Here is a 17,837-nt window from a genome sequence, read left to right as displayed (position 1 = left end):
CGCGCTGACTGGCTTTTTTGTGTCTATTCGTTTTAGCCAACAGGATCAACGCTCAAGACCACCGAGGATCATACATGAGCCAATACGATGACGTACGCGCGGCACTGGCACCCACCGGCGTACTGCGGGTGACGATCAATGTCGGTAACCCGACGCTGGCGAATTTGCCGGCCGGCGCCACGCGTCCAAAAGGTGTCTCTGTCGATATCGCCACCATGCTGGCCGAGCGCCTGGGGCTCGAGCTCGAGCTGGTCGTGTTCGACGCGGCGGGCAAGGCCGTGACCGCCGTGACGGCGAACGAGGCCGACATGGGCTTTTTCGCCCAGGACCCGACGCGCGGCGAGGGTATCGCGTTCACGGCGCCTTACATGTTGATAGAAGGCGGGTATCTGGTTCGCGATGACTCGCCGATCCAGACCCTCGATGAGGTCGACCGGCCCGAGCATCGTATCGCGGTGGGCAAGGGCAGCGCTTATGATCTGTTCTTGAGCCGTACCATCGAGCGGGCGACGCTTCAGCGCTCGCCGACATCGCCGACGGTAGTGGCCTATTTCATGGAGCACGAGCTCGAGGTCGCCGCCGGCGTCAAGCAGCAGCTCGAAGCCGGGCTCGAGGAATTTCCCGGCCTGCGGATGCTGCCGGGGCACTTCATGACCATCAAGCAGGCGATGGGCGTGCCGCAGGACCGCCCGGCGGCGGCGAGGGCGTTTCTCGACGACTTTATCGTGGAGCTCAAGCAGGCGGGGACGCTCGAGACGCTATTCGACGCCCACGGGATCGAAGGCGTGACGATTGCGCCACTGCGTGAAGACGAGCCATAGCAAGACCGGGGCGCCGGCCAGCAGGTAAAGGTGATAACTCACCAGCCGCCAGATGAGTACTGCCGCGACCACGCGCTCTTGGGTCATGAGCGGCAGTAGCAGCGTACCGACGCCGAGTTCGGCCGCGCCCGCGCCGCCGGGCAGAATGCTCAGCTGGCTCGCTGCCAGCGCCAGCATCTGGACCAGAAAGCTCCAGAACCAATCGATTTGTCCACCCACGCCGAGCACCGCCAGGTAGAGAAGGCTGTAGCGCAAGAGCCAGTGAAGCGCCGTGAGCGCCAAGATGGCGCCGAGCATCGGTCGAGGCAGGCGCAGCGTGACGCCAAGCGCATGACGGCAGCGCAACAGCCGCCGCGCCAGCCAGCGCCGCCGGGCCGGGGCGCGCCTTGTCAGGCCGGGTAAGCGCAAGAGCCTGGGCAGGCAGGCGATGGCGAGCGCCGCCACGGTCAGGGCGAGCCCCAATCCCACCAGGGCCGCCTGGATCACGCCCTGGTAAGGCCAGCCGGGGTCGCCGGCCAGCGAGACGCCGACGGCCACGGCGAGCATGACGAGAAAGAACAGCGAATCGCACCCCTGGTCGATCAGAAACAGTGCCGCTCCCTTGGCGGGCGGTACGCCGCGTCGGTTGAGCAGCGCCAGCAGCGCCACCGGGCCGCCGCTGCCGCCGGGGGTGGCGCACAGCGCGAACTTGGCGGCGAGTTCGATGCCCAGGGCGCTCGTCTGGCTGAGGCGAACGCGCTTGCCCAGCATCAGGCGAAGGCGCAGCGCGTTGATGTTCCAGCAAAGCGCCGCCGTGACGAGCATCAGCGCCAGAAGCGTGAAAGGAAACGCCTCGAGGTAGGCAAGCGCCTGTTCACCGCCGGCCAGGGAGGTCAGTGCCAATGGCAGGACCAGTGCCGCGAGCAGAAGGACCAGCTGATAGCGGCGAAGGCGAAACCTAGCGCAAACGGGTTCGGGAGAGGACATCGTGGCGCTCGGTGGCGGTCAAGGTGCAGTAGTGATCGAGCAGCTCGCCGATCACTGTGGGCCAGCCGAACCGTCGCTCGACGAAGTGGCGAGCGAAGCGGCCGCTGGCGGCGATGTCGTTGGCAAACAGCGCCCGGCAGGCCTCGCTCATCGCGTCCGGGTCCTGGGGCGGGCAGAGGATGCCGCCGCCCAGCGGCACGTTCTCGATCAGCGCGCCGGCGCGGGCACCGATCACCGGCAGGCCGCTGGCCATTGCCTCCTGCGCGATCAGCCCGAAGGTCTCGCGGGTGCCGGCGTGAAGTAGGGCATCGCTGCTGGCCAGTGCCGTGGCCACTTCGTGCACGCCGCAGCAGCGGCTCACCGAGGTCACGTTGGCCGGCACCCGGGTCGGCATGCCCGGGCCCATCAACAGCAGGTGGTAGTCGCTGCCCAGTCGCTGCAGGGTGGCGAGCAGCACATCGATGTTCTTCTCGCGAGAGAAACGCCCGACGAAGATCAGCAGGCGCTTCTCCTTGCCGATCCCCAGGCGCGCGCGAAGCTGGGCATCTTGGTGGCGAGGGTGAAAGCGTTCGAGATCCACACCCAGAGGTTGCTCCCGCACGTTGGCCACGCCCCACTCCATCAGGCGCTCGGCCATGGTCTGGCAGGGAGCGAGCACGCTGTCGAAGCGCCGGTACAAATCGACCACGTAGCGAATCAGTCGGTCGCGCACGAGCTCACCGAAACGATCGCCCATCAGGTGCGGCAGGTCGGAGTGGTAGAAGCCTACCACCGGCACCCCCAGGCGCTGGCCCGCCTCGAGAGCGGCCCAGGCGGTGACGTAGGGATCGCCTGCCTCGATGAGATCCGGGGAGAGTTCGATCAGTGCCTCGCGCCAGGCTCTGCGGCGCAGCGGGAAACGGTAGCCCTGGCCCAGCGGCAGGTGCGGGGCGGCCAGGGTATGCAGATCGCCCAGGCTATCGCGCTCGGCGCCGGGCACCAGCAGGCTGGTACGCACGCCGGCCGCGTTCAAGACGCGGTGCTTGGCCTGCAGATAGGTGCGTACGCCGCCGCTGGACGGCGCATGGAACATGGTGATATCGGCCGTATGCAAGGTCATCTCCGTGCCACGCAAGTGTCATCGGATCACCATAGAGCAGAAATACGACAGTTCGACGACAGCGCGGCCAGAACGAAAACGCCACGGCAAAAGCCGTGGCGTGAGGTGCGAGCGAAGGAGGCGTTACGCCGGTCGCGCGACCAGCGAGCGGGTCTCCTCGCGCGCCTCGGTGAGGGCCACGCGCAGCGCGTCGCCGAGCTTGTAGCGCTCCTCACCCTCGATCTGGATACGACCTTCCTTGTCGTCGATCACCACCTTGTCGCGATCGGCGTGCATCAAGGGGGCAGGAACGAAGGCGGTGGCGCCGTTGGCGAGCAGGCGCACGCGCATGCCGCCCCGGTTGATCGCCATGATCTCGGCCTCGAACACTTCCTGGTTCTCTGCCGCCGGGGTCAGGTAGCGCACGTAGAGCCAGTCCTTCACGTCGCGTTCGGCCATGCGGTTGAGGCGGCGACGCTCGGTGAGCTGCTCGGTGAGCGCCTGGCTGGCTTCCGCCGGGGCCTGCTCGCTTTTCAACACGCGCTTGATCAGGCGATGGTTGACCATGTCGCCGTATTTTCTGATCGGCGAGGTCCAGGTGGCGTAGGCGGCAAGCCCCAGGCCGAAGTGCGGTCCCGGCTGGGCGGACATGCTGGTGAACCCCTGGAAGCGGCGCAGGCGGGCGTCGAGCCAGGCGTCGTCACGGGTTTCGAGGGCGCGCTTGAGCTCCTTGTAGTGCTCGAGCTCGGTGAGTGCCTCGAGGCCCACCTCGATCTCCTGGCCGGCGAGGAACTCCTGGGCGGCTTCGGCCTTTTCCGGCTCGAAGGCGCGGTGCACGTTGAAGATGCCGTGGCCGATATGGGCGGCGAGGAAGTCCGCGCAGCAGGCGTTGGCGGCGATCATCGACTCCTCGATCATGCGGTTGGCGATGCGACGCTCTTCGGTATTGATCGCCAGCACGTTGCCCGCTTCGTCCAGCTCGAACACGTAGTCCGGGCGGTCCTTGAACACCAGCGCGTGGGCGTTGCGCCAGGCGGTGCGCGCCTCGGTCAGCTCCCGCAGGGCGGTAAGCTGCTCGCCGATCTCGGCGGCCGGGGCCCAGTCGCCCTGGCCGTCGATCCAGTCCGAGACGTTGTCGTAGACCAGCCGCGCGTGAGAGGTGACGTTGGCGGCGAAGAAGCGGTACTCGCCGAGGCTACCGTCGGCGTGAATCACCAGCCGGCACGCCAGCGCCGGGCGCAGCTCGCCTTCGTGCAGCGAGCAGAGATCGTCCGCCAGCTGCTCGGGCAGCATGGTGACGTTCTGACCCGGCAGGTAGACGGTGAAGGCGCGCACTCGCGCTTCGAGATCCGCCGCGTGGGTCTCGTCGACGTAGGCGGTCGGGTCGGCGATCGCTACCGCGAGCTCCCAGCCGCCGTCGTCGCGCTTGGTGACGCGCAGGGCGTCGTCCATGTCGCGGGTCTTCTCGCCGTCGATGGTGAAGAAAGGTTCCGCCGTCAGGTCTTCGCGCTCCAGGCCCTCCTCGCGCAGCGGCCAGTCGCTGCCAGCTTCGGGGCTCGCCTGCTCGAGGGCGTGGCGGGCCAGCGTCACGCGCCACGGCACTGCCGGGTCGTCGGCCTTGGCCACCAGCTCGTCGATCTGGGTGAAGAAGCCGCGGTCGTCCGCTTTCAGCGGGTGGCGCACCAGGCGCGCCACGACCCAGTCGCCGTCACCGATGCTCGATTCATCCAGGCTGCGCTTGATGCGCGCCTTGATGACGTTGCGAATCGAGGGGTGGTCCGGCACCACGGCGAGACGATCCTCGCGCTTTTGCACGCGAGCGACGAATCGATCCAGGCCGGGCTCGATCAGCTTTTCCGGGTCGACGGACTTCTTGTCACCGTTTTCGTGGATGACCGCCTCGACGCGGTCGCCGTGAATCACCTTCTTCATCGCGGGGGGCGGCACGAAGTAGGAGTCGCCGCCGTCGGTCTCGAGAAAGCCGAAACCCTTCTCGGTGGCCTTGATCACGCCCTCGGCGCGGGGTGTGGTATCACGAATCTGTTGCTTGAGCTGGGCAAGCACGGAGTTATTTTGCAGCATGAGCTCGATCAGTTGGCGAGAGTAGGCTGCCACTATACGGATTCCCGGCCACCGCGCCAATTGCCCCGCCGGCCACATCGGGACCTGCGCCGCCAGGTCAACGACTTACCTGCGCCTGGCGTTATCGGTTAAGCTCGACGCCCCACGTTTACCGCAACGAACGCAACCTAGGAGCGCCCGATGACCCCCCGGCTGATTGTTTCCGACCTGGATGGAACGCTTTTGGGACGCGATCACACCCTGCACGACAGCACCGTCGAGGTGCTGCGCGCGCTGGTGGAGCAGGGCCATCACCTGGCGCTGGCCTCGGGCCGCCACTACCTCGACATGCGCGTGTTTCGCGACCAGCTCGACGTGCCGATGCACCTGATCAGCAGCAACGGCGCCTATACCCACGATCCGAGCGATACGCTGCTCGATGCTCACCACGTCGACCCCGGCAAGGCCCGCGCGCTGATCGAGCTTTCACGCCCGGCCAACGTGCGCCTGAGCCTCTACCTAGACGATGCCTGGTACATCGACTCGGAATCCCCCAGCCATCTGGGCATGCACGCCGCCACCGGGTTCGTCTACCAGGTGGTGCCGCCGCGCGAGATGCCCTCCCAGGGCATCGGCAAGGTGCTCTACGGCGGAAGCCCCGCGGAGCTTGCAAAGATCGAGGCACGGGTGCGCGAGATCGGCGGTCGCGATCTGCACGTGACCTACTCGACGCCGGATTCGCTCGAGATCATGGCTGGCGGCGTCAACAAGGGCGTGGCGCTGGCGGCGCTTCTGGAGCGCATCGATGTGAAGGCCGAGGAGTGCCTCGCCTTCGGCGACAACTTGAACGACGTCGAAATGCTGAGCCTGGCCGGCGAGGCGCACTACATGCACAACGCCCACCCGGAAATGGCCGAGCGCCTGGGGCGCGGGCGCCGGATCGGCCACCACGGCGAGGCCGGGGTGGCGACGCTTCTGCGCGAGCGCTTCGGGCTCTGAGCGGCCTTTGCGTGTGCGCCTCAAGGCGCTCAGGGGCGGGCGCGGTCGGCCCGCACGGGTTCCTTGTCGAGGCGCTTGAGCTGACGCCACAGGTCCTGGCGCAGGTCGGCGAGCTTCGGCTGCTCTTCTGGCGTGAAGGCCAGCGGCCGGCACAGGCGCTGGGCGCGTAGCCCCAGCCGGGCGCTGAGAAGGCCGGTGGCGAGCCCCTGGCCCGCCCGGGCGGAGAGGCGCGCGGTCAAATCCAGCGAAAGCATGTCGACGCTGACATCGGTGGCGAGTTCGCTGGCGCCGGCAAAGGCCATGTTGTGCAAGACGTTGCGAAACAGGCGCAGGCGGCTGGCGTAGCCGAGCTCCAGCCCGTAGAGCCGGCAGAGGCGATCGACCATGGCGAGGCTTCGCCAGGCGACCAGCGCCATGTCGACCAGCGTCAACGGGCTGATCGCCACCATCAGGGCCGTCTCGCCGGACATGCGTGTCACCAGGCGCTTGGCCTTGCGATCGCGCGGGGCGAGCAGGTGGTAGCACAACAGCGTCTGGACCTCGGCGCCGCTGTGGTGCGGCTGACAGGCACGCGTGAACGCCTGCCAGTGCGGATCGTCATCCGTGAGCTTGAGCTGGACCTTCAGCTTTTGAGCCAGTGACGTGGCTTGCTCGAAGGAGCAGTGGGGGAGAGTGGCGAGCTCCTCGCGCAGCCGGTCGTGGCGCTTGAGCCGCTTGAGTCGGCCAAGCTCTTTGACCAGCGACGCGCCGCCGAGCGTGATCAGCCCGAGGCCAAAGGCCTGCCAGGCCACACTCAGCCAGGCCGAGCCTGCAATGGCGTCCGGAATCCCGGTGGCGAACTCGGCCGCCCCCAGGCCGCCTGCACCGATCAGCGCGAACATCAATCCCCAGCGGCGCTTGCGCGGCGCGCTCAAGTTTTCCTCGGGCAGCGCGCGGGCTTCCGGCTCGGTCAGCGGTAAGTCCTCGTGCAGTGGATCGAAACGCTCGCCTGCGCGCAGCGGCTCATCCGGCGGCGGTGTTTCGTCGAGGCTGAACTGACGGCGGGGGTTGGGCGTGGTCATTGCAGCTTGTCTCCAATCAGCCAGTCGAGGGCGGCGTCCATGCGGATGTGATCGAGCGCGTCGCTCTCGCGGTGCATCGGGCGAAAGCTTGGATAGTCGAAGCCCTGGCGCTGCCAGAAGTCGGTCCCCGGCAGCCGGCTCGGAACGTCCCCCGGGTAGAGCAGCACCTCTTCGCCCTCGAGGGTGGTACCACGCAGCGCCGGCGTGCGCTTGCCGTCCTCTTGAACCTCGCGGGCAGTGGTGGCGCGAATGGCGGCGAGCGAGAACGCCTTCACCGGCACGTTGGCGTAGCGCAGATCCTTCAAGGGCTCGGCCAGCAGGGCCTCCAGCAACGCCACCACGTTGGCGTGCTGGTCCGGGGTAACGTGGTCCGCCTTGGTGGCGGCGATGGCGAGCCGGTCGATCTTCGGTGCGAACAGCCGCGTGAGCAGGCTGCGCTTGCCGTAGTCGAAGCTCTTCATCAACTGGCCAAGCGCGTGTGATAAATCCTCGAAGCGCTCGGGCCCGGCGTTGAGCGCGCCGAGCACGTCGACCAGCACGATCTGGCGATCAAAGCGGCGAAAATGATCGCGGTAGAAGGGACGCACCACCTGCTGCTGGTAGTAGCGAAAGCGTGCCTTGAGCGTGGCGTAGAGGCTCTCCTGTGGCAGCGCTTCCAGGATTTCCCGGGGCTTTGTCAGGTCCGGCAGCGGGAAGAACTGCAGCACCGGCGCGTCCTCGAGCTCGCCGGGCAGCAGGAATCGCCCGGGCTGCAGATCGGAAAAGCCCGCCTGCTTGGCGCGCTTCAATCCCTCGGCGTACATCTTCGCGACGCTTGCGAGCGTGGCCTCGTCGACCTCGGCGTCGGGCTCGAGGCGCTCAACCGCCGTAAGCCACTCGGTAAACAGTGCCCGGCGGTGCGGCCCCGTGTGCTGGCGCTGGGCCTGGCACCAGCTATAGAAGTCGTGCTGCAACAGCGGAAGGTCCAGCAGCCATTCGCCGGGGTAGTCGAACAGATCGAGCGTGAGCTGCGCGGTCTCCGGCGTGAACCAGCCGCGTTGGGCGGGCGTGAAGCGAAGCTCCAGACGCAGCTCGCTGATGCCCCGAGTCGGTTCCGGCCAGCGCGGCGGGGTGTCGGAAAGCGCCGCCATGCCGGGATCATAAGGAAAGCGCGGCACGCCAAGATCCGGCTGGTTGAGTCGCTTGGCGCCCAGCAGACGCCCTTCGCGGGCGGCGGGCAGCAGATCGAGCCGGGCCTCGAGCCCGGCGTGGCGCAGCTGGTTGACCAGCGAGGTAAGAAACGCCGTCTTGCCCGCCTGAGAGAGCCCGGTCACGGCAAGCCGAAGCTGCCGGTCGCGGCCGCGTTCGAGAAGGTTGTTGAGCTCGCGACTCAAAGGCTGGCGCATGGGGCGTTTCCTCGCAGGGCGAAGCGCGGTGTCTTGCGTGGCGAAGGGCTCATGCTCACCCCAGACTCAGCGTGGTGCCGAGCAAGTGCTGGGCGCCGGGCACCAGCCAGACCGGATCGAGGTGGGTGTTGGCCGCCTCGATGCACACGAAGCGGTAGGCTGTTTCCGGCGCGATGTCCTCCGGGCGCGCCTCGCCCGGGTGCCAGACCACCGTCGAGTCGCTGGACTGCTTGGCGACCCGCAGGCGGCGCTCGCCGTCGTCGAGCAGCGCCGCCTCGTTGGTGTGGTAGATGCGATCTACCGCGCCCTGGATGGCCAGGGTGCCCTGCTGCTCGGCCTCGGCGAAGTCCTTGAGCTTGTCCAGGTAGCGCGCGCCGGCCAGTCCCGTGATACGACACTGGTGGGTGTGGGCGACGCTCAGATAGGTATGCAGCGCGCCGCTGATCTTCACCGGCGTCTCGCCGACGTTCTCGCTGATCAGCTCGACGTTCAGGCGCTGAGCGTTGGCCTGGATGACCACCCGCGCGGTGAGCAGGCTGTGCAGGCGCTCGGCGGGGGAGAGGTGGACCTCGATGCCCTCGGCGTGCTCGTCGACGGCGTCGAGTCGCCATGTGGCCTGGCGGGCCAGGCCATGGAAGGGACCGTCGCGCTCGGGGGATTCGTCGGCGTAGCGCTCGCCGGCGAACCAGGGCCAGCACAGCGGAATGCCGCCGCGAATGGTGCCGGGCAGCGCCTGGGGCGTGGCGGTGGTCCAGAGCCAGGGCGCGCCGTCACGCGGCTTGAAGTGCAGCACCTGAGCGCCTTGCAGGCCAATGACCATCTCTCCCCACGCCATATTGAAGATCACCACGTCGCGGTCTTGCCAGGTAGCGTGCGCCTGACCGATGACGCCGGTGACGAGCGTATCCAGGGAGTCGGGAATCATGGCATTTCCTCAAATAGGGCATATAGTAACAAGTGTGCCGAGGCGAACCTTGCCCGGCCGAGAGTCAAGCAACAGTAGCGCTGTGTGCTATGTTAGGACAAGCGCGCAAGGTGGTAAAAACCTGCGCATAAGTAAAAACCAAGGAGGCGTTATGGGCTTTTTAGCATGGCTTATCATCGGTGGCCTGGCTGGCTGGATCGCCGGCAACATTATGCGTGGTGGCGGTTTCGGGATCATCGCCAACATCGGCGTGGGCATCGTGGGGGCCGTGATCGGCGGTTTCCTGTTCAGCCTGCTGGGTCTTTCCGCCGGCGGCTTCATCGGCTCGCTGGTGACCGCGACCGTGGGTGCGGTCGTATTGCTGTGGATCATCAGCAAGGTGCGAAGCGCCTGACGCCATGATCCGACGCGGCGCTTTCTCGCGCCGCGCTGAGCGAATCAAGAAACACCGCCGCAGGCCAGCGCCTGCGGCGGTGTTTTTGGTTCGAATGGTCTGTCCGGCTATCGGCCTTGCCGGGAGTTTCCGTTACACTAGGGCGCTTTGTTTCGGCGCGTTGCCGAGTGTCGTTTTCGAGGTGTCTTTTGGCCGATGCATTAACTGCCTGGTGGGCCCAACAGCTCTTGCTGTGCGATTGGCCGTTCACACCGCATCCTTTGGCGATGGAAGGGGCGAAAGCCGAGCAGCGCCTGCAGGCGCTGGGAATCGCTCACCGTGGCGAGCTGGTCGAGGCGTACGTGCAGGGGCTGGGCGCGGCCCAGGGCCAGGCGCAGCACCTTCTTGGCGCGCTCGAGTGGAGCGCGCTGGGCGGCGCCGCCGGCTGGATCACCCCGCAGCAGGCCCGTACCTGGGCGGAGCACGTCATGCACCGCATTGCCGCCGAGCACCGCGACCTGCGCGGCTGGCTGCAGGCGCTGCGCCAGAGCCTTGGCGAGCACATCGATGGCGACGAGCACTTCATGGAGGCGTGCCAGGCCCTGACGCGCCTGGAAAGCGATCCCGAGGGCGTCGACTGGGCTCGGTTTGAAGAGGCGCTTGCCAAGGCCCCGGCGCCTGCGCCGTTATGGTCGGAGTCCGCCGCTGCGCGTCCCTGGCGACTGGGGGCGCTGTTTCACCCGATGATGTTCCATCCCTGTGAGCCCGGCGACTGGCCCGCGGCGCGCCAATGGCTTTCCCGCACCTGGCAGGTCGAGGACCGCGAGCAGCTCGTCGGCGTGATCCTGTGGCTCAGCGCCCAGGGCGATCGGCAGCGCTGGGACATCGAGGCGCGCGAGCTTCTCGGCATGGACACCGCGCAGCGCCTGGAGTGGCAGCGCGGAGGCGGCGACGACTTCGCCTACGCTTCGGTGCTCAACCAGTTCGTCAGTCAGCAGGAACCGCTCGAGTGGGCCAGCTGGGACTGGCTGCGCATGGTCGAGCTGGCCTGGGCCGGCGTCTGCGCGGGCCTTCTCGACCAAGGCGATGCGGACGCCGTTGCCGCGCACGCCGCAGACCTGGTCACCCAGCGCTACGGCGACTGGCCAGCGCTGTTGACGGCCTACCAGCGCGGCCAGAGCCTGTTCGACGGTGTCGACCGGCGCGCCATGACCCCCGATGCCCACCACGTGCTGCTGCTCGAGGCCGACTGCAGCCCCTGGCAGTGCCCGCTCGGCGAGATTCTGGATGCGCCCACCCGCGAAGCCTCTCGGACGCAGATCAAGGCGTGGCGCAGCACCAGCCACCACTGGCTGCTGGCGCTGGCCTGCGTACGCGAGCCCGATGCCCTGCTGCGCCAGCAAGATCCGGCCGCCTTTCTCGGCGAGAAGCGCCGCGCCGACGCCGCGCTCTACCTGCAGGATGCGCTGGCGCTGCACGCCGACGAGGGCGCGGGAGCGCTTGCCCGCTACTGGCTGCCGGCCCAGGCACACCACCTGAACCAGCTCGCCGCCGATGCCATGCACGGTGTCATGCCGCCGTCGAGCACTGTGTTCGGCAAGCTGACCCGCGACGAGATTCGCCAGCGCCAGAGCATCAAGGGGGTGAGCCGTCACGCCGCTACCGTCCACATGGCGGAGAAGTTCGCCTTCTATCTCTACATGGCCTTCGACAGCCGGCTGTTCGAGCGGGGCGCGCTCGTCGCCTACGCCGATGCGCTCAAGAGCTGCCTGTGCCGCTTCTACACCTCGCCCAAGCGCTTGCTGGAAGCGTGGTTCGCCTGGGAGAGCTGCCTGCCGGAGCCCGAGCACGACTCGCTGATCAACGAGATCGCCTGGCACCTCGAGGACCCGGGCAGCCTGTTCTACTGGCTGGACTGGCACCCCGGCAGCTGGAGCGAGCCCGGCGAGCGGCCGAGCATCAGCCACTTCACCGCCATGGCACTGGTCGGCCCGCTCAACAGCGCCGTGTGGAGCGAACCCCAGCTCGAGAGTGAGCGCGAGCGCGCCACCATCCTCGAATGGGTGGAGAGTCACTACCACCTGGCGAGTGCGGCGGACCTGCAGGATTTTCTGAACTTCATGTTCGAGGCTGGGGACCGCCAGGAGTATCAGATCAATTACGCGCCCTACACCCTCAACCCTGAGCGGCTGGAGAGCGAGATCGCCATCCTGGAGTCCGGCGAGTGCGCAGAAGAAGAGCTCAACCACCTGCTGCGCCTGCGCCGGGTGCGCGCCAACGAGGATGGCTGCAACGATCTCGACATGGCGGCCTGGGACATCGCTCAGCTGGTCGATCTCGCCATCGCTGCTCGCCAACTGGGCTGGCTCGACCGCGAGGCGTTCACCGCGACGCTCGACCGCGCCTATCGGCTCGCTGACGAGCACTACGCCGGCTGGCAAGAGTACGCGGCGGGCATGTATGCCGGCTTCTCGTTCTTCATGGGCGACACCCCGGAGCGCGAGGAGTTTCTGACGAGCTTTCGCCAGGCCCTGGTGGCCTGGGTATGCGGCGCGCCGATACTGGCCGGCCCCTGGGCGAGTCTCGACTTTCCCGGCACCAAGCCGCGCCATTTCGCGCCCCTGCACATCGATACGCTGCCGGGCGATCAACGCATCCTGCATTGATGCTCGCCAAAGACGATGGACTTGGCTTATAGTCCGTGACTAGAAAAAAAAGTGCTTGGCTTTGGATCATTTCATAAGGGGTTGTTTACATGGTTTCGTTGCCACACCCTGCTGTGACGGCTCTCCGTGTCGTGGGCGTTTGCGTGGTTGTTTCTCTAATGGCGGGATGTGCGGGATCCTCGCGCCAGGGTGTCGAGCCCACCGAGGATTACTTCGCCATGTCGTTACCGGGACTCGAGAAGGGCTTCAATCCACAGATGTCGCCCATCGACAATACCCTGACCCAGCTTCGAAGCTTCCAGACCCCTCCACCAACGGTGATCAGGCAGGCGCTGCTGGCCCAGCATCAACAGTGGTCGGGGACGCCCTACCGAATAGGCGGCACTACCCATCGCGGGGTCGACTGTTCGGGATTCGTCAGAAACATCTACCGCGATACGTTCAATATGGAGCTTCCTCGCTCCACCGCCGATCAGGTCCACGAGGGACGCTTGATCGACCGCCAAGAGCTCCAGGCGGGCGATCTGGTCTTCTTCCAGCCCCCCGGCCCTTACAACCACGTAGGGATCTACATGGGCGACGGCTACTTCCTGCACGCCTCCTCTTCGCGGGGCGTGATCATTTCGACGATGAATAGCGGCTACTGGCAGCGCCACTACTGGCAGGCGCGCCGAGCGTTGGATGCCACTCACCTGGCGCAGCTGGGTGATTTCTAGTCGCTAGACACTACCTTCATCGCGCGGCGCCGAACGCAAGTGTCGGACGCCGCCCACCAACGGATGCACCATGATCGAGGCTAAAACCCGCGCCTGGTGGCGTGCCACCGCCGCGCTCTGCCTGGGTTCGTTTCTCGTCTTCATCAATCTTTACGTACCGCAACCGTTGCTGCCGGAACTCAAGCAGGCCTACGGCGTTTCCACCCTCGGCGCGAGCCTTCTCATGTCGTTCGCCACGCTGTCGCTGGCCTTCGCGCTTCTGGTGTTCGGCCCACTTTCCGATGCCATCGGGCGCGGGGCGATCATGCGCGTCACGCTGGTCGTGGCTGGGGCGCTTTCGCTGTGCCTGGCCTTCGCGCCGAACTTCGAGACGCTGTTGATCCTGCGCTTGATACAAGGCTTCGCACTCGGCGGACTTCCGGCGGTGGCCATCGCCTGGATGGGCGACGAGTTCGACAAGCCCGCACTGCTCGGCGCGGTGGGACTGTATATCGGCGCCAACTCGCTGGGCGGCATCAGCGGGCGCGTGGTGGGCGGCTGGGCGGCTTCCATCGGCGGGCCCGAGGCCGCCTTTCTGAGCGTCGGTGTCATGACGCTGGTCGGCTGTGTGCTTTTCTGGCGACTGCTGCCCGAGGGGCGTGCCTTCGTCGCCAAGCGCTTCGAGCTGCGCCAGGCAGTGCGCGACCTCGTGGCGCACCTGCGCACGCCGGCGTTGCTCGGGGCTTACTGCATCGGCGGCATCAACTTTCTGGTCTTTATCAACCAGTACAGCTACATCACCTTTCGCCTGGCCGCCGAGCCCTATGCGCTCGCCGCCAGCGCCCTGGGGCTGATCTTTCTGACCTATCTGGGCGGCACCTTCGGCTCCACCGTTTCCGGGCGACTGGCGCGGCGCTTCTCGCCGGCGAGCTGCATGTGTGCCGGCATCGTGATCTTGACGCTGGGCACCGCGGTGACGCTATCAAACGCGCTCGCTCTGGTGATCCTTGGGTTGACCATCAACGCCTTCGGCTTCTTTCTGTGCCACTCGCTCGCTTCGAGCTGGGTAGGGCGCTACGCTCAAGGCGCGCGCGGCAGCGCCTCTGCGCTTTATCTTGTGTTCTACTACCTGGGGGCGAGCATTGGCGGCTTCTGGCTCGAGCCGTTCTGGCGCGTCGCGCAGTGGCCGGGCGTGGCGCTGGGGTCGTGGCTGCTGCTCGGCGTCACGCTGGTTCTTGCCCTGAGGCTTCGCCGTTTCGAGCGGCGCCATGGCTGAATGGCAGGCATGAAAAAGGCGGCCCGCGGGCCGCCTTTTTCATGTTGCGTGCGTCGCTTAGTGCTGAACGCCGCCTTCGCCGTGCACGTGGCCGTGCTCGACTTCTTCCTGGCTCGCTTCACGCACGGTGGCGATTTCCACGTCGAAGTTCAGGTGCTGGCCGGCCAGCGGATGGTTGCCGTCGACCACCACGGTGTCGCCTTCGACCTGCTTGACGGTGACCATCAGCGGCCCGCCCTGGGTCTGCGCCTGAAACTGCATGCCCGGCTCGATGCTCTCGACGCCCTGGAAGGCGTCGCGCGGCACTTCCTGCATCAGCTGCTCCTGGACTTCGCCGTAGCCTTCTTCAGGGGCGACCTTGACGTTGAGCTTGTCGCCTTGGCTGCGACCTTCGAGCTCCTTCTCGAGGCCCGGAATGATGTTGCCCGCGCCGTGCAGGTAGGTGAGCGGCTCGCGGCCTTCGGAGCTATCCAGCACTTCACCTGCGTCGTTGGTCAGAGTGTAGTGGAACGCGACAACCGAGTTTTGCGCAATTTGCATTGAAGAACCTTTCGGTGAGTGCATGTACCTCAATGGTAACGCGTGTGGCCTGGCTTGTCAGGGGGCGGCGCCGGTTTTTCCCCGCTCGGCGCAGCGTGTGGTATTGCGCATGGCCAAGGTGAGCGATACCCTAGCTCGATCCCTTTTCCACTCTCGTTTTCGAGACAATGCTCATTCGGAGTTCTCATGACGATCTTGTTTATCTGGCTCATTGCGTTCGTGCTGATCGCCTATTTCGCCAACCAGCGCTGGCACGACGGCGTCAGCCGGGGGCTCGACAAGTGCCTGCCCGGCGTGATGAGGAGCCACGGTGAAAACCGCTACCTGTGGGTGGGCGCGCTTGCCGTGCTCGGCGCCACTGCCCTGGTCAACCCGGTCGAGATCCTGCTGGTCGCCCTCCTGATCGGCCTGATAGTGCTGGTGGTGATGAAACTCGCCGACTGGGCGAGCGGTCTCTCCCACTGAGTCATTTTCGCCTAGCACGCTGCCCGAAACGCAAACGCCCGGCCAATTGGCCGGGCGTTTGCGTTGGTGCAGTACGGTGCTCAGTAGGGAGCGACGCTCAGGTTGCCACCGCTGCCGATAAGGCGTACCCGCTGGCCGGCCTGGTACTGGCGATCGGCCCGCTGGACGACAACCACGTCGGTGCCATCGTCGCGGCGCACTTCCATTTCCAGGGCGCTGACGCGGTTGGCACGATCCTCGATCGAGCTGCCAGCGACCGAGCCGCCGAGCGCGCCGGCGACGGTAGCGAGCTGACGTCCGGTACCGCCACCCACCTGGCTGCCTAGCAGGCCACCGATCACGGCGCCGCCGCCGGTACCCAGCAGGCCTCCCGCACGGCTGTCGGCCTGGATCTGCACCGGGCGTACCGCCACGATGGTGCCATAGCTCACGCTCTGGCCAGTCTGGGCCTGATTACCGCGATACACGTCGCCCGAGTAGGTCGAGGTGTTGGCACAGCCGGCCAGGGTCAAAAGGCTCAGGGCGGCAATGGGCAAAAGTCGTTTCATGAAAACCTCCAGTTCGATCGGCGCAGGCAGCTGCGTATGCCGTATGGGTCGAGTAGTTATCAAACAGTGTTCATTAATATAAACCACGCTTCAGGCCTTTGACCAGCGTCGGTTCGAAAAGATCATTTTTATAGACGGATCATTGGGTAATGAGAAACAAATGTGCACCCAATGTGCACTCAAGGGGCAGCGTGTTGGAAGGCGGCACCTTGCTACAAACTGTAGTTAACGCGGCGGGGTCGGGCAAGAGGCGTGGCGCGCCGGGCGAGCCCGGCGCGTATTGAACGGGCAACCTTGCTCAGAACTGATTCATGGTGTTGTCCTTGCCGCCAGCCTTGAGCGCGGCCTCGCCGTGGAAGAACTCCTTGTGGTCGTCACCGATGTTGGAGCCAGCCATGTCCTGGTGCTTGACTGTGGCGATGCCCTGACGGATCTCCTGGCGCTGGACGCCGGCAACGTAGGCGAGCATGCCCTCGTCGCCAAAATAGCCCTTGGCCAGGTTGTCCGTCGACAGCGCCGCCGTGTGGTAGGTGGGCAGGGTGATCAGGTGGTGGAAGACGTAGGCATCGCGAGAGGCGTGGCGCTGGAAGTCGCGTGTCCACTCGTCGGCGAGCCGGCCAAGCTCGGTGGCATCGAACTCGGCGTCCATCAGACGCGCGCGGTCGTAGCGGGAGACGTCCTTGCCCTCTTTCTGCCAGGCATCGAACACCTGCTGGCGGAAATTGAGCGTCCAGTTGAACGACGGCGAGTTGTTGTAGACCAGCTTGGCGTCCGGCACCACCTCGCGGATACGCTCGACCATGGCGGCGATCTGGGCGACGTGGGGCTTCTCGGTCTCGATCCACAGAAGATCGGCGCCGTTTTGCAGGCTGGTGATGCAGTCCAGCACCACGCGATCCTCGCCGCTGCCGGGCTTGAACTGGTAGAGCCCCGAGGCGAGGCGCTTGGGTCTCATCAGCTTGCCATCTTGCTTGATCACCACGTCGCCGTTGGCGATCTCGTTGGCGCTCTGGATCTCCTCGCCATCCAGAAAGCCGTTGTACTGGTCGCCCAGATCCCCCGGCCGATGGGTGACGGCGATCTTCTGGGTCAGGCCGGCACCGAGGGAATCGGTGCGCGCCACTATCACGCCGTCGTCGACGCCGAGCTCGAGAAAGGCGTAGCGCACGGCGTTGATCTTGGCGAGGAAGTCCTCGTGGGGCACGGTCACCTTGCCATCCTGGTGGCCGCACTGCTTTTCGTCGGAGACCTGGTTCTCGAGCTGGATGCAGCAGGCGCCGGCGAGGATGAACTGCTTGGCTAGCAGGTAGGTCGCCTCGGCGTTGCCGAAGCCCGCGTCGATGTCGGCGATGATCGGCACCACGTGGGTCTCGAAGCCGTCGATCTCCCGGGTCAGCGCCGCCACTTGGTCGCGATCTCCCGCCGCCTGGGCATCGTCGAGCTTGCGAAACAGGTGGTTGAGTTCCCAGGCGTCGGCCTGCTTGAGGAAGGTGTAGAGCTCCTCGATCAGGTGGGCGACGGCGGTCTTCTCGTGCATCGACTGGTCCGGCAGCGGGCCGAGCTCCGAGCGCAGCGCGGCGACCATCCAGCCGGACAGGTACAGGTAGCGCCGCTTCGTGGAGCCGAAGTGCTTCTTGACGGCGATCATCTTCTGCTGACCGATGAAGCCGTGCCAGCAGCCCAGCGACTGGGTGTAGCGGCTGCGGTCCTGATCGAATGCCGCCATGTCGGCGCGCATGATGGAAGCGGTATAGCGGGCGATGTCGAGTCCCGTGTGAAAACGGTTCTGGGCGCGCATGCGCGCGGCGTACTCCGGCTTGATAGCGTCCCACTTGCCGCCCTGGGCCTCGCGCAGTTGAGTCAGCGCCTTGATGTCGTCGAGCAGTCCTGTCATGTCGATTCTCCGGTCGTGATCGCATTCGTCGAACGCCTGGGGCGTCGGTAGTCGCCCACGCGGCGGGCGTGCTTTCACTATCGG

At 66.1% G+C, this 17,837-nt stretch carries 16 protein-coding genes; 7 read left to right on the top strand and 9 right to left on the bottom strand.

Annotated elements, in window-relative coordinates; translation table 11 throughout:
* Nucleotides 1-74: 74 nt before the first annotated feature.
* Nucleotides 75-821, top strand: a complete 747-nt coding sequence (locus tag GEV37_RS00710) for an ABC transporter substrate-binding protein (RefSeq protein WP_227388252.1) — start codon at nt 75-77, stop codon at nt 819-821.
* On the opposite strand, the gene GEV37_RS00705 is transcribed toward GEV37_RS00710, so the two are convergent.
* From GEV37_RS00705 to GEV37_RS00695, 3 genes are all read right to left on the bottom strand, one after another.
* Nucleotides 759-1,787, bottom strand: a complete 1,029-nt coding sequence (locus GEV37_RS00705) for a glucosaminyl phosphatidylglycerol flippase (RefSeq protein ID WP_227388251.1) — start codon at nt 1,785-1,787, stop codon at nt 759-761. The two genes, GEV37_RS00710 and GEV37_RS00705, sit on opposite strands and share 63 nt — an antisense overlap.
* On the bottom strand, nt 1,759-2,880 hold the full coding sequence (locus tag GEV37_RS00700; protein WP_227388250.1) for an N-acetylglucosaminyl phosphatidylglycerol synthase: 1,122 nt from the start codon (nt 2,878-2,880) through the stop codon (nt 1,759-1,761). The genes GEV37_RS00705 and GEV37_RS00700 overlap by 29 nt, the downstream gene beginning before the upstream one ends.
* Nucleotides 2,881-3,009: 129 nt before the next feature.
* Nucleotides 3,010-4,947 (bottom strand): exoribonuclease II, encoded by a 1,938-nt coding sequence (locus GEV37_RS00695; protein WP_227389187.1) that lies wholly within the window; start codon nt 4,945-4,947, stop codon nt 3,010-3,012.
* Between the two features lie 180 nt (nt 4,948-5,127).
* Between GEV37_RS00695 and GEV37_RS00690 the strand changes: the two genes are divergently transcribed.
* Complete coding sequence (locus GEV37_RS00690) at nt 5,128-5,925, top strand: HAD family hydrolase (protein WP_227388249.1); 798 nt, start codon at nt 5,128-5,130, stop codon at nt 5,923-5,925.
* 29 nt (nt 5,926-5,954) lie between these two features.
* On the opposite strand, the gene GEV37_RS00685 is transcribed toward GEV37_RS00690, so the two are convergent.
* Genes GEV37_RS00685 through GEV37_RS00675 form a run of 3 tightly spaced genes read right to left on the bottom strand, consistent with a single transcriptional unit; the run spans nt 5,955 to nt 9,296 of the window.
* A complete protein-coding gene (locus GEV37_RS00685) occupies nt 5,955-6,986 on the bottom strand; it encodes a YcjF family protein (protein ID WP_227388248.1) in 1,032 nt (343 codons plus the stop codon).
* Nucleotides 6,983-8,371 (bottom strand): YcjX family GTP-binding protein, encoded by a 1,389-nt coding sequence (locus tag GEV37_RS00680; protein ID WP_227388247.1) that lies wholly within the window; start codon nt 8,369-8,371, stop codon nt 6,983-6,985. The genes GEV37_RS00685 and GEV37_RS00680 overlap by 4 nt, the downstream gene beginning before the upstream one ends.
* Nucleotides 8,372-8,426: 55 nt before the next feature.
* A complete protein-coding gene (locus tag GEV37_RS00675) occupies nt 8,427-9,296 on the bottom strand; it encodes a D-hexose-6-phosphate mutarotase (RefSeq protein WP_227388246.1) in 870 nt (289 codons plus the stop codon).
* Nucleotides 9,297-9,447: 151 nt separating this feature from the next.
* Between GEV37_RS00675 and GEV37_RS00670 the strand changes: the two genes are divergently transcribed.
* The 4 genes from GEV37_RS00670 (at nt 9,448) to GEV37_RS00655 (ending at nt 14,306) form a co-directional block, all read left to right on the top strand.
* Nucleotides 9,448-9,690: a GlsB/YeaQ/YmgE family stress response membrane protein gene (locus GEV37_RS00670; RefSeq protein ID WP_227388245.1), complete on the top strand. Its 243-nt coding sequence runs from the start codon at nt 9,448-9,450 to the stop codon at nt 9,688-9,690.
* A 188-nt stretch (nt 9,691-9,878) separates the two neighbouring features.
* Nucleotides 9,879-12,335, top strand: a complete 2,457-nt coding sequence (locus tag GEV37_RS00665; RefSeq protein WP_227388244.1) for a DUF1266 domain-containing protein — start codon at nt 9,879-9,881, stop codon at nt 12,333-12,335.
* An 89-nt stretch (nt 12,336-12,424) separates the two neighbouring features.
* Entirely contained in the window at nt 12,425-13,051 is a 627-nt protein-coding gene (locus GEV37_RS00660; protein ID WP_227388243.1) for a C40 family peptidase, read from the top strand.
* Between the two features lie 70 nt (nt 13,052-13,121).
* Nucleotides 13,122-14,306 carry an MFS transporter gene (locus GEV37_RS00655; RefSeq protein WP_227388242.1) on the top strand — a complete coding sequence of 395 codons (1,185 nt, stop codon included), beginning with the start codon at nt 13,122-13,124 and terminating at the stop codon, nt 14,304-14,306.
* Between the two features lie 57 nt (nt 14,307-14,363).
* Here GEV37_RS00655 and GEV37_RS00650 read toward each other — a convergent pair whose 3' ends face one another.
* Nucleotides 14,364-14,846 carry an FKBP-type peptidyl-prolyl cis-trans isomerase gene (locus GEV37_RS00650; RefSeq protein WP_227388241.1) on the bottom strand — a complete coding sequence of 161 codons (483 nt, stop codon included), beginning with the start codon at nt 14,844-14,846 and terminating at the stop codon, nt 14,364-14,366.
* A 186-nt stretch (nt 14,847-15,032) separates the two neighbouring features.
* Here GEV37_RS00650 and GEV37_RS00645 point away from each other — a divergent pair, with 186 nt between their 5' ends.
* The gene (locus GEV37_RS00645; protein ID WP_227388240.1) at nt 15,033-15,311 is read left to right on the top strand and encodes a hypothetical protein; all 279 of its coding nucleotides are present in this window, start codon (nt 15,033-15,035) and stop codon (nt 15,309-15,311) included.
* A gap of 80 nt (nt 15,312-15,391) precedes the next feature.
* On the opposite strand, the gene GEV37_RS00640 is transcribed toward GEV37_RS00645, so the two are convergent.
* Nucleotides 15,392-15,859, bottom strand: coding sequence for an outer membrane lipoprotein (locus GEV37_RS00640; protein WP_227388239.1), 468 nt, complete (start codon nt 15,857-15,859; stop codon nt 15,392-15,394).
* A gap of 298 nt (nt 15,860-16,157) precedes the next feature.
* Complete coding sequence (locus GEV37_RS00635) at nt 16,158-17,753, bottom strand: isocitrate lyase (RefSeq protein ID WP_227388238.1); 1,596 nt, start codon at nt 17,751-17,753, stop codon at nt 16,158-16,160.
* Nucleotides 17,754-17,837: the final 84 nt, after the last annotated feature.

This window comes from Vreelandella malpeensis, from assembly GCF_020622355.1.
Lineage (GTDB): Bacteria > Pseudomonadota > Gammaproteobacteria > Pseudomonadales > Halomonadaceae > Vreelandella > Vreelandella malpeensis.
Note: the sequence above shows the minus strand (reverse complement) of the source record. Positions and strands in the feature narration are given on the sequence as shown.

Excerpts from the sequence above, each read along its gene's own strand:
- GEV37_RS00640 (WP_227388239.1), bottom strand. The coding sequence starts at position 15,859 with ATGAAACGACTTTTGCCCATTGCCGCCCTGAGCCTTTTGACCCTGGCC.
- GEV37_RS00650 (WP_227388241.1), bottom strand. The coding sequence starts at position 14,846 with ATGCAAATTGCGCAAAACTCGGTTGTCGCGTTCCACTACACTCTGACC.
- GEV37_RS00635 (WP_227388238.1), bottom strand. The coding sequence starts at position 17,753 with ATGACAGGACTGCTCGACGACATCAAGGCGCTGACTCAACTGCGCGAG.
- GEV37_RS00690 (WP_227388249.1), top strand. The coding sequence starts at position 5,128 with ATGACCCCCCGGCTGATTGTTTCCGACCTGGATGGAACGCTTTTGGGA.
- GEV37_RS00680 (WP_227388247.1), bottom strand. The coding sequence starts at position 8,371 with ATGCGCCAGCCTTTGAGTCGCGAGCTCAACAACCTTCTCGAACGCGGC.
- GEV37_RS00685 (WP_227388248.1), bottom strand. The coding sequence starts at position 6,986 with ATGACCACGCCCAACCCCCGCCGTCAGTTCAGCCTCGACGAAACACCG.
- GEV37_RS00670 (WP_227388245.1), top strand. The coding sequence starts at position 9,448 with ATGGGCTTTTTAGCATGGCTTATCATCGGTGGCCTGGCTGGCTGGATC.
- GEV37_RS00660 (WP_227388243.1), top strand. The coding sequence starts at position 12,425 with ATGGTTTCGTTGCCACACCCTGCTGTGACGGCTCTCCGTGTCGTGGGC.
- GEV37_RS00695 (WP_227389187.1), bottom strand. The coding sequence starts at position 4,947 with ATGCTGCAAAATAACTCCGTGCTTGCCCAGCTCAAGCAACAGATTCGT.
- GEV37_RS00710 (WP_227388252.1), top strand. The coding sequence starts at position 75 with ATGAGCCAATACGATGACGTACGCGCGGCACTGGCACCCACCGGCGTA.
- GEV37_RS00655 (WP_227388242.1), top strand. The coding sequence starts at position 13,122 with ATGATCGAGGCTAAAACCCGCGCCTGGTGGCGTGCCACCGCCGCGCTC.
- GEV37_RS00675 (WP_227388246.1), bottom strand. The coding sequence starts at position 9,296 with ATGATTCCCGACTCCCTGGATACGCTCGTCACCGGCGTCATCGGTCAG.
- GEV37_RS00645 (WP_227388240.1), top strand. The coding sequence starts at position 15,033 with ATGACGATCTTGTTTATCTGGCTCATTGCGTTCGTGCTGATCGCCTAT.
- GEV37_RS00705 (WP_227388251.1), bottom strand. The coding sequence starts at position 1,787 with ATGTCCTCTCCCGAACCCGTTTGCGCTAGGTTTCGCCTTCGCCGCTAT.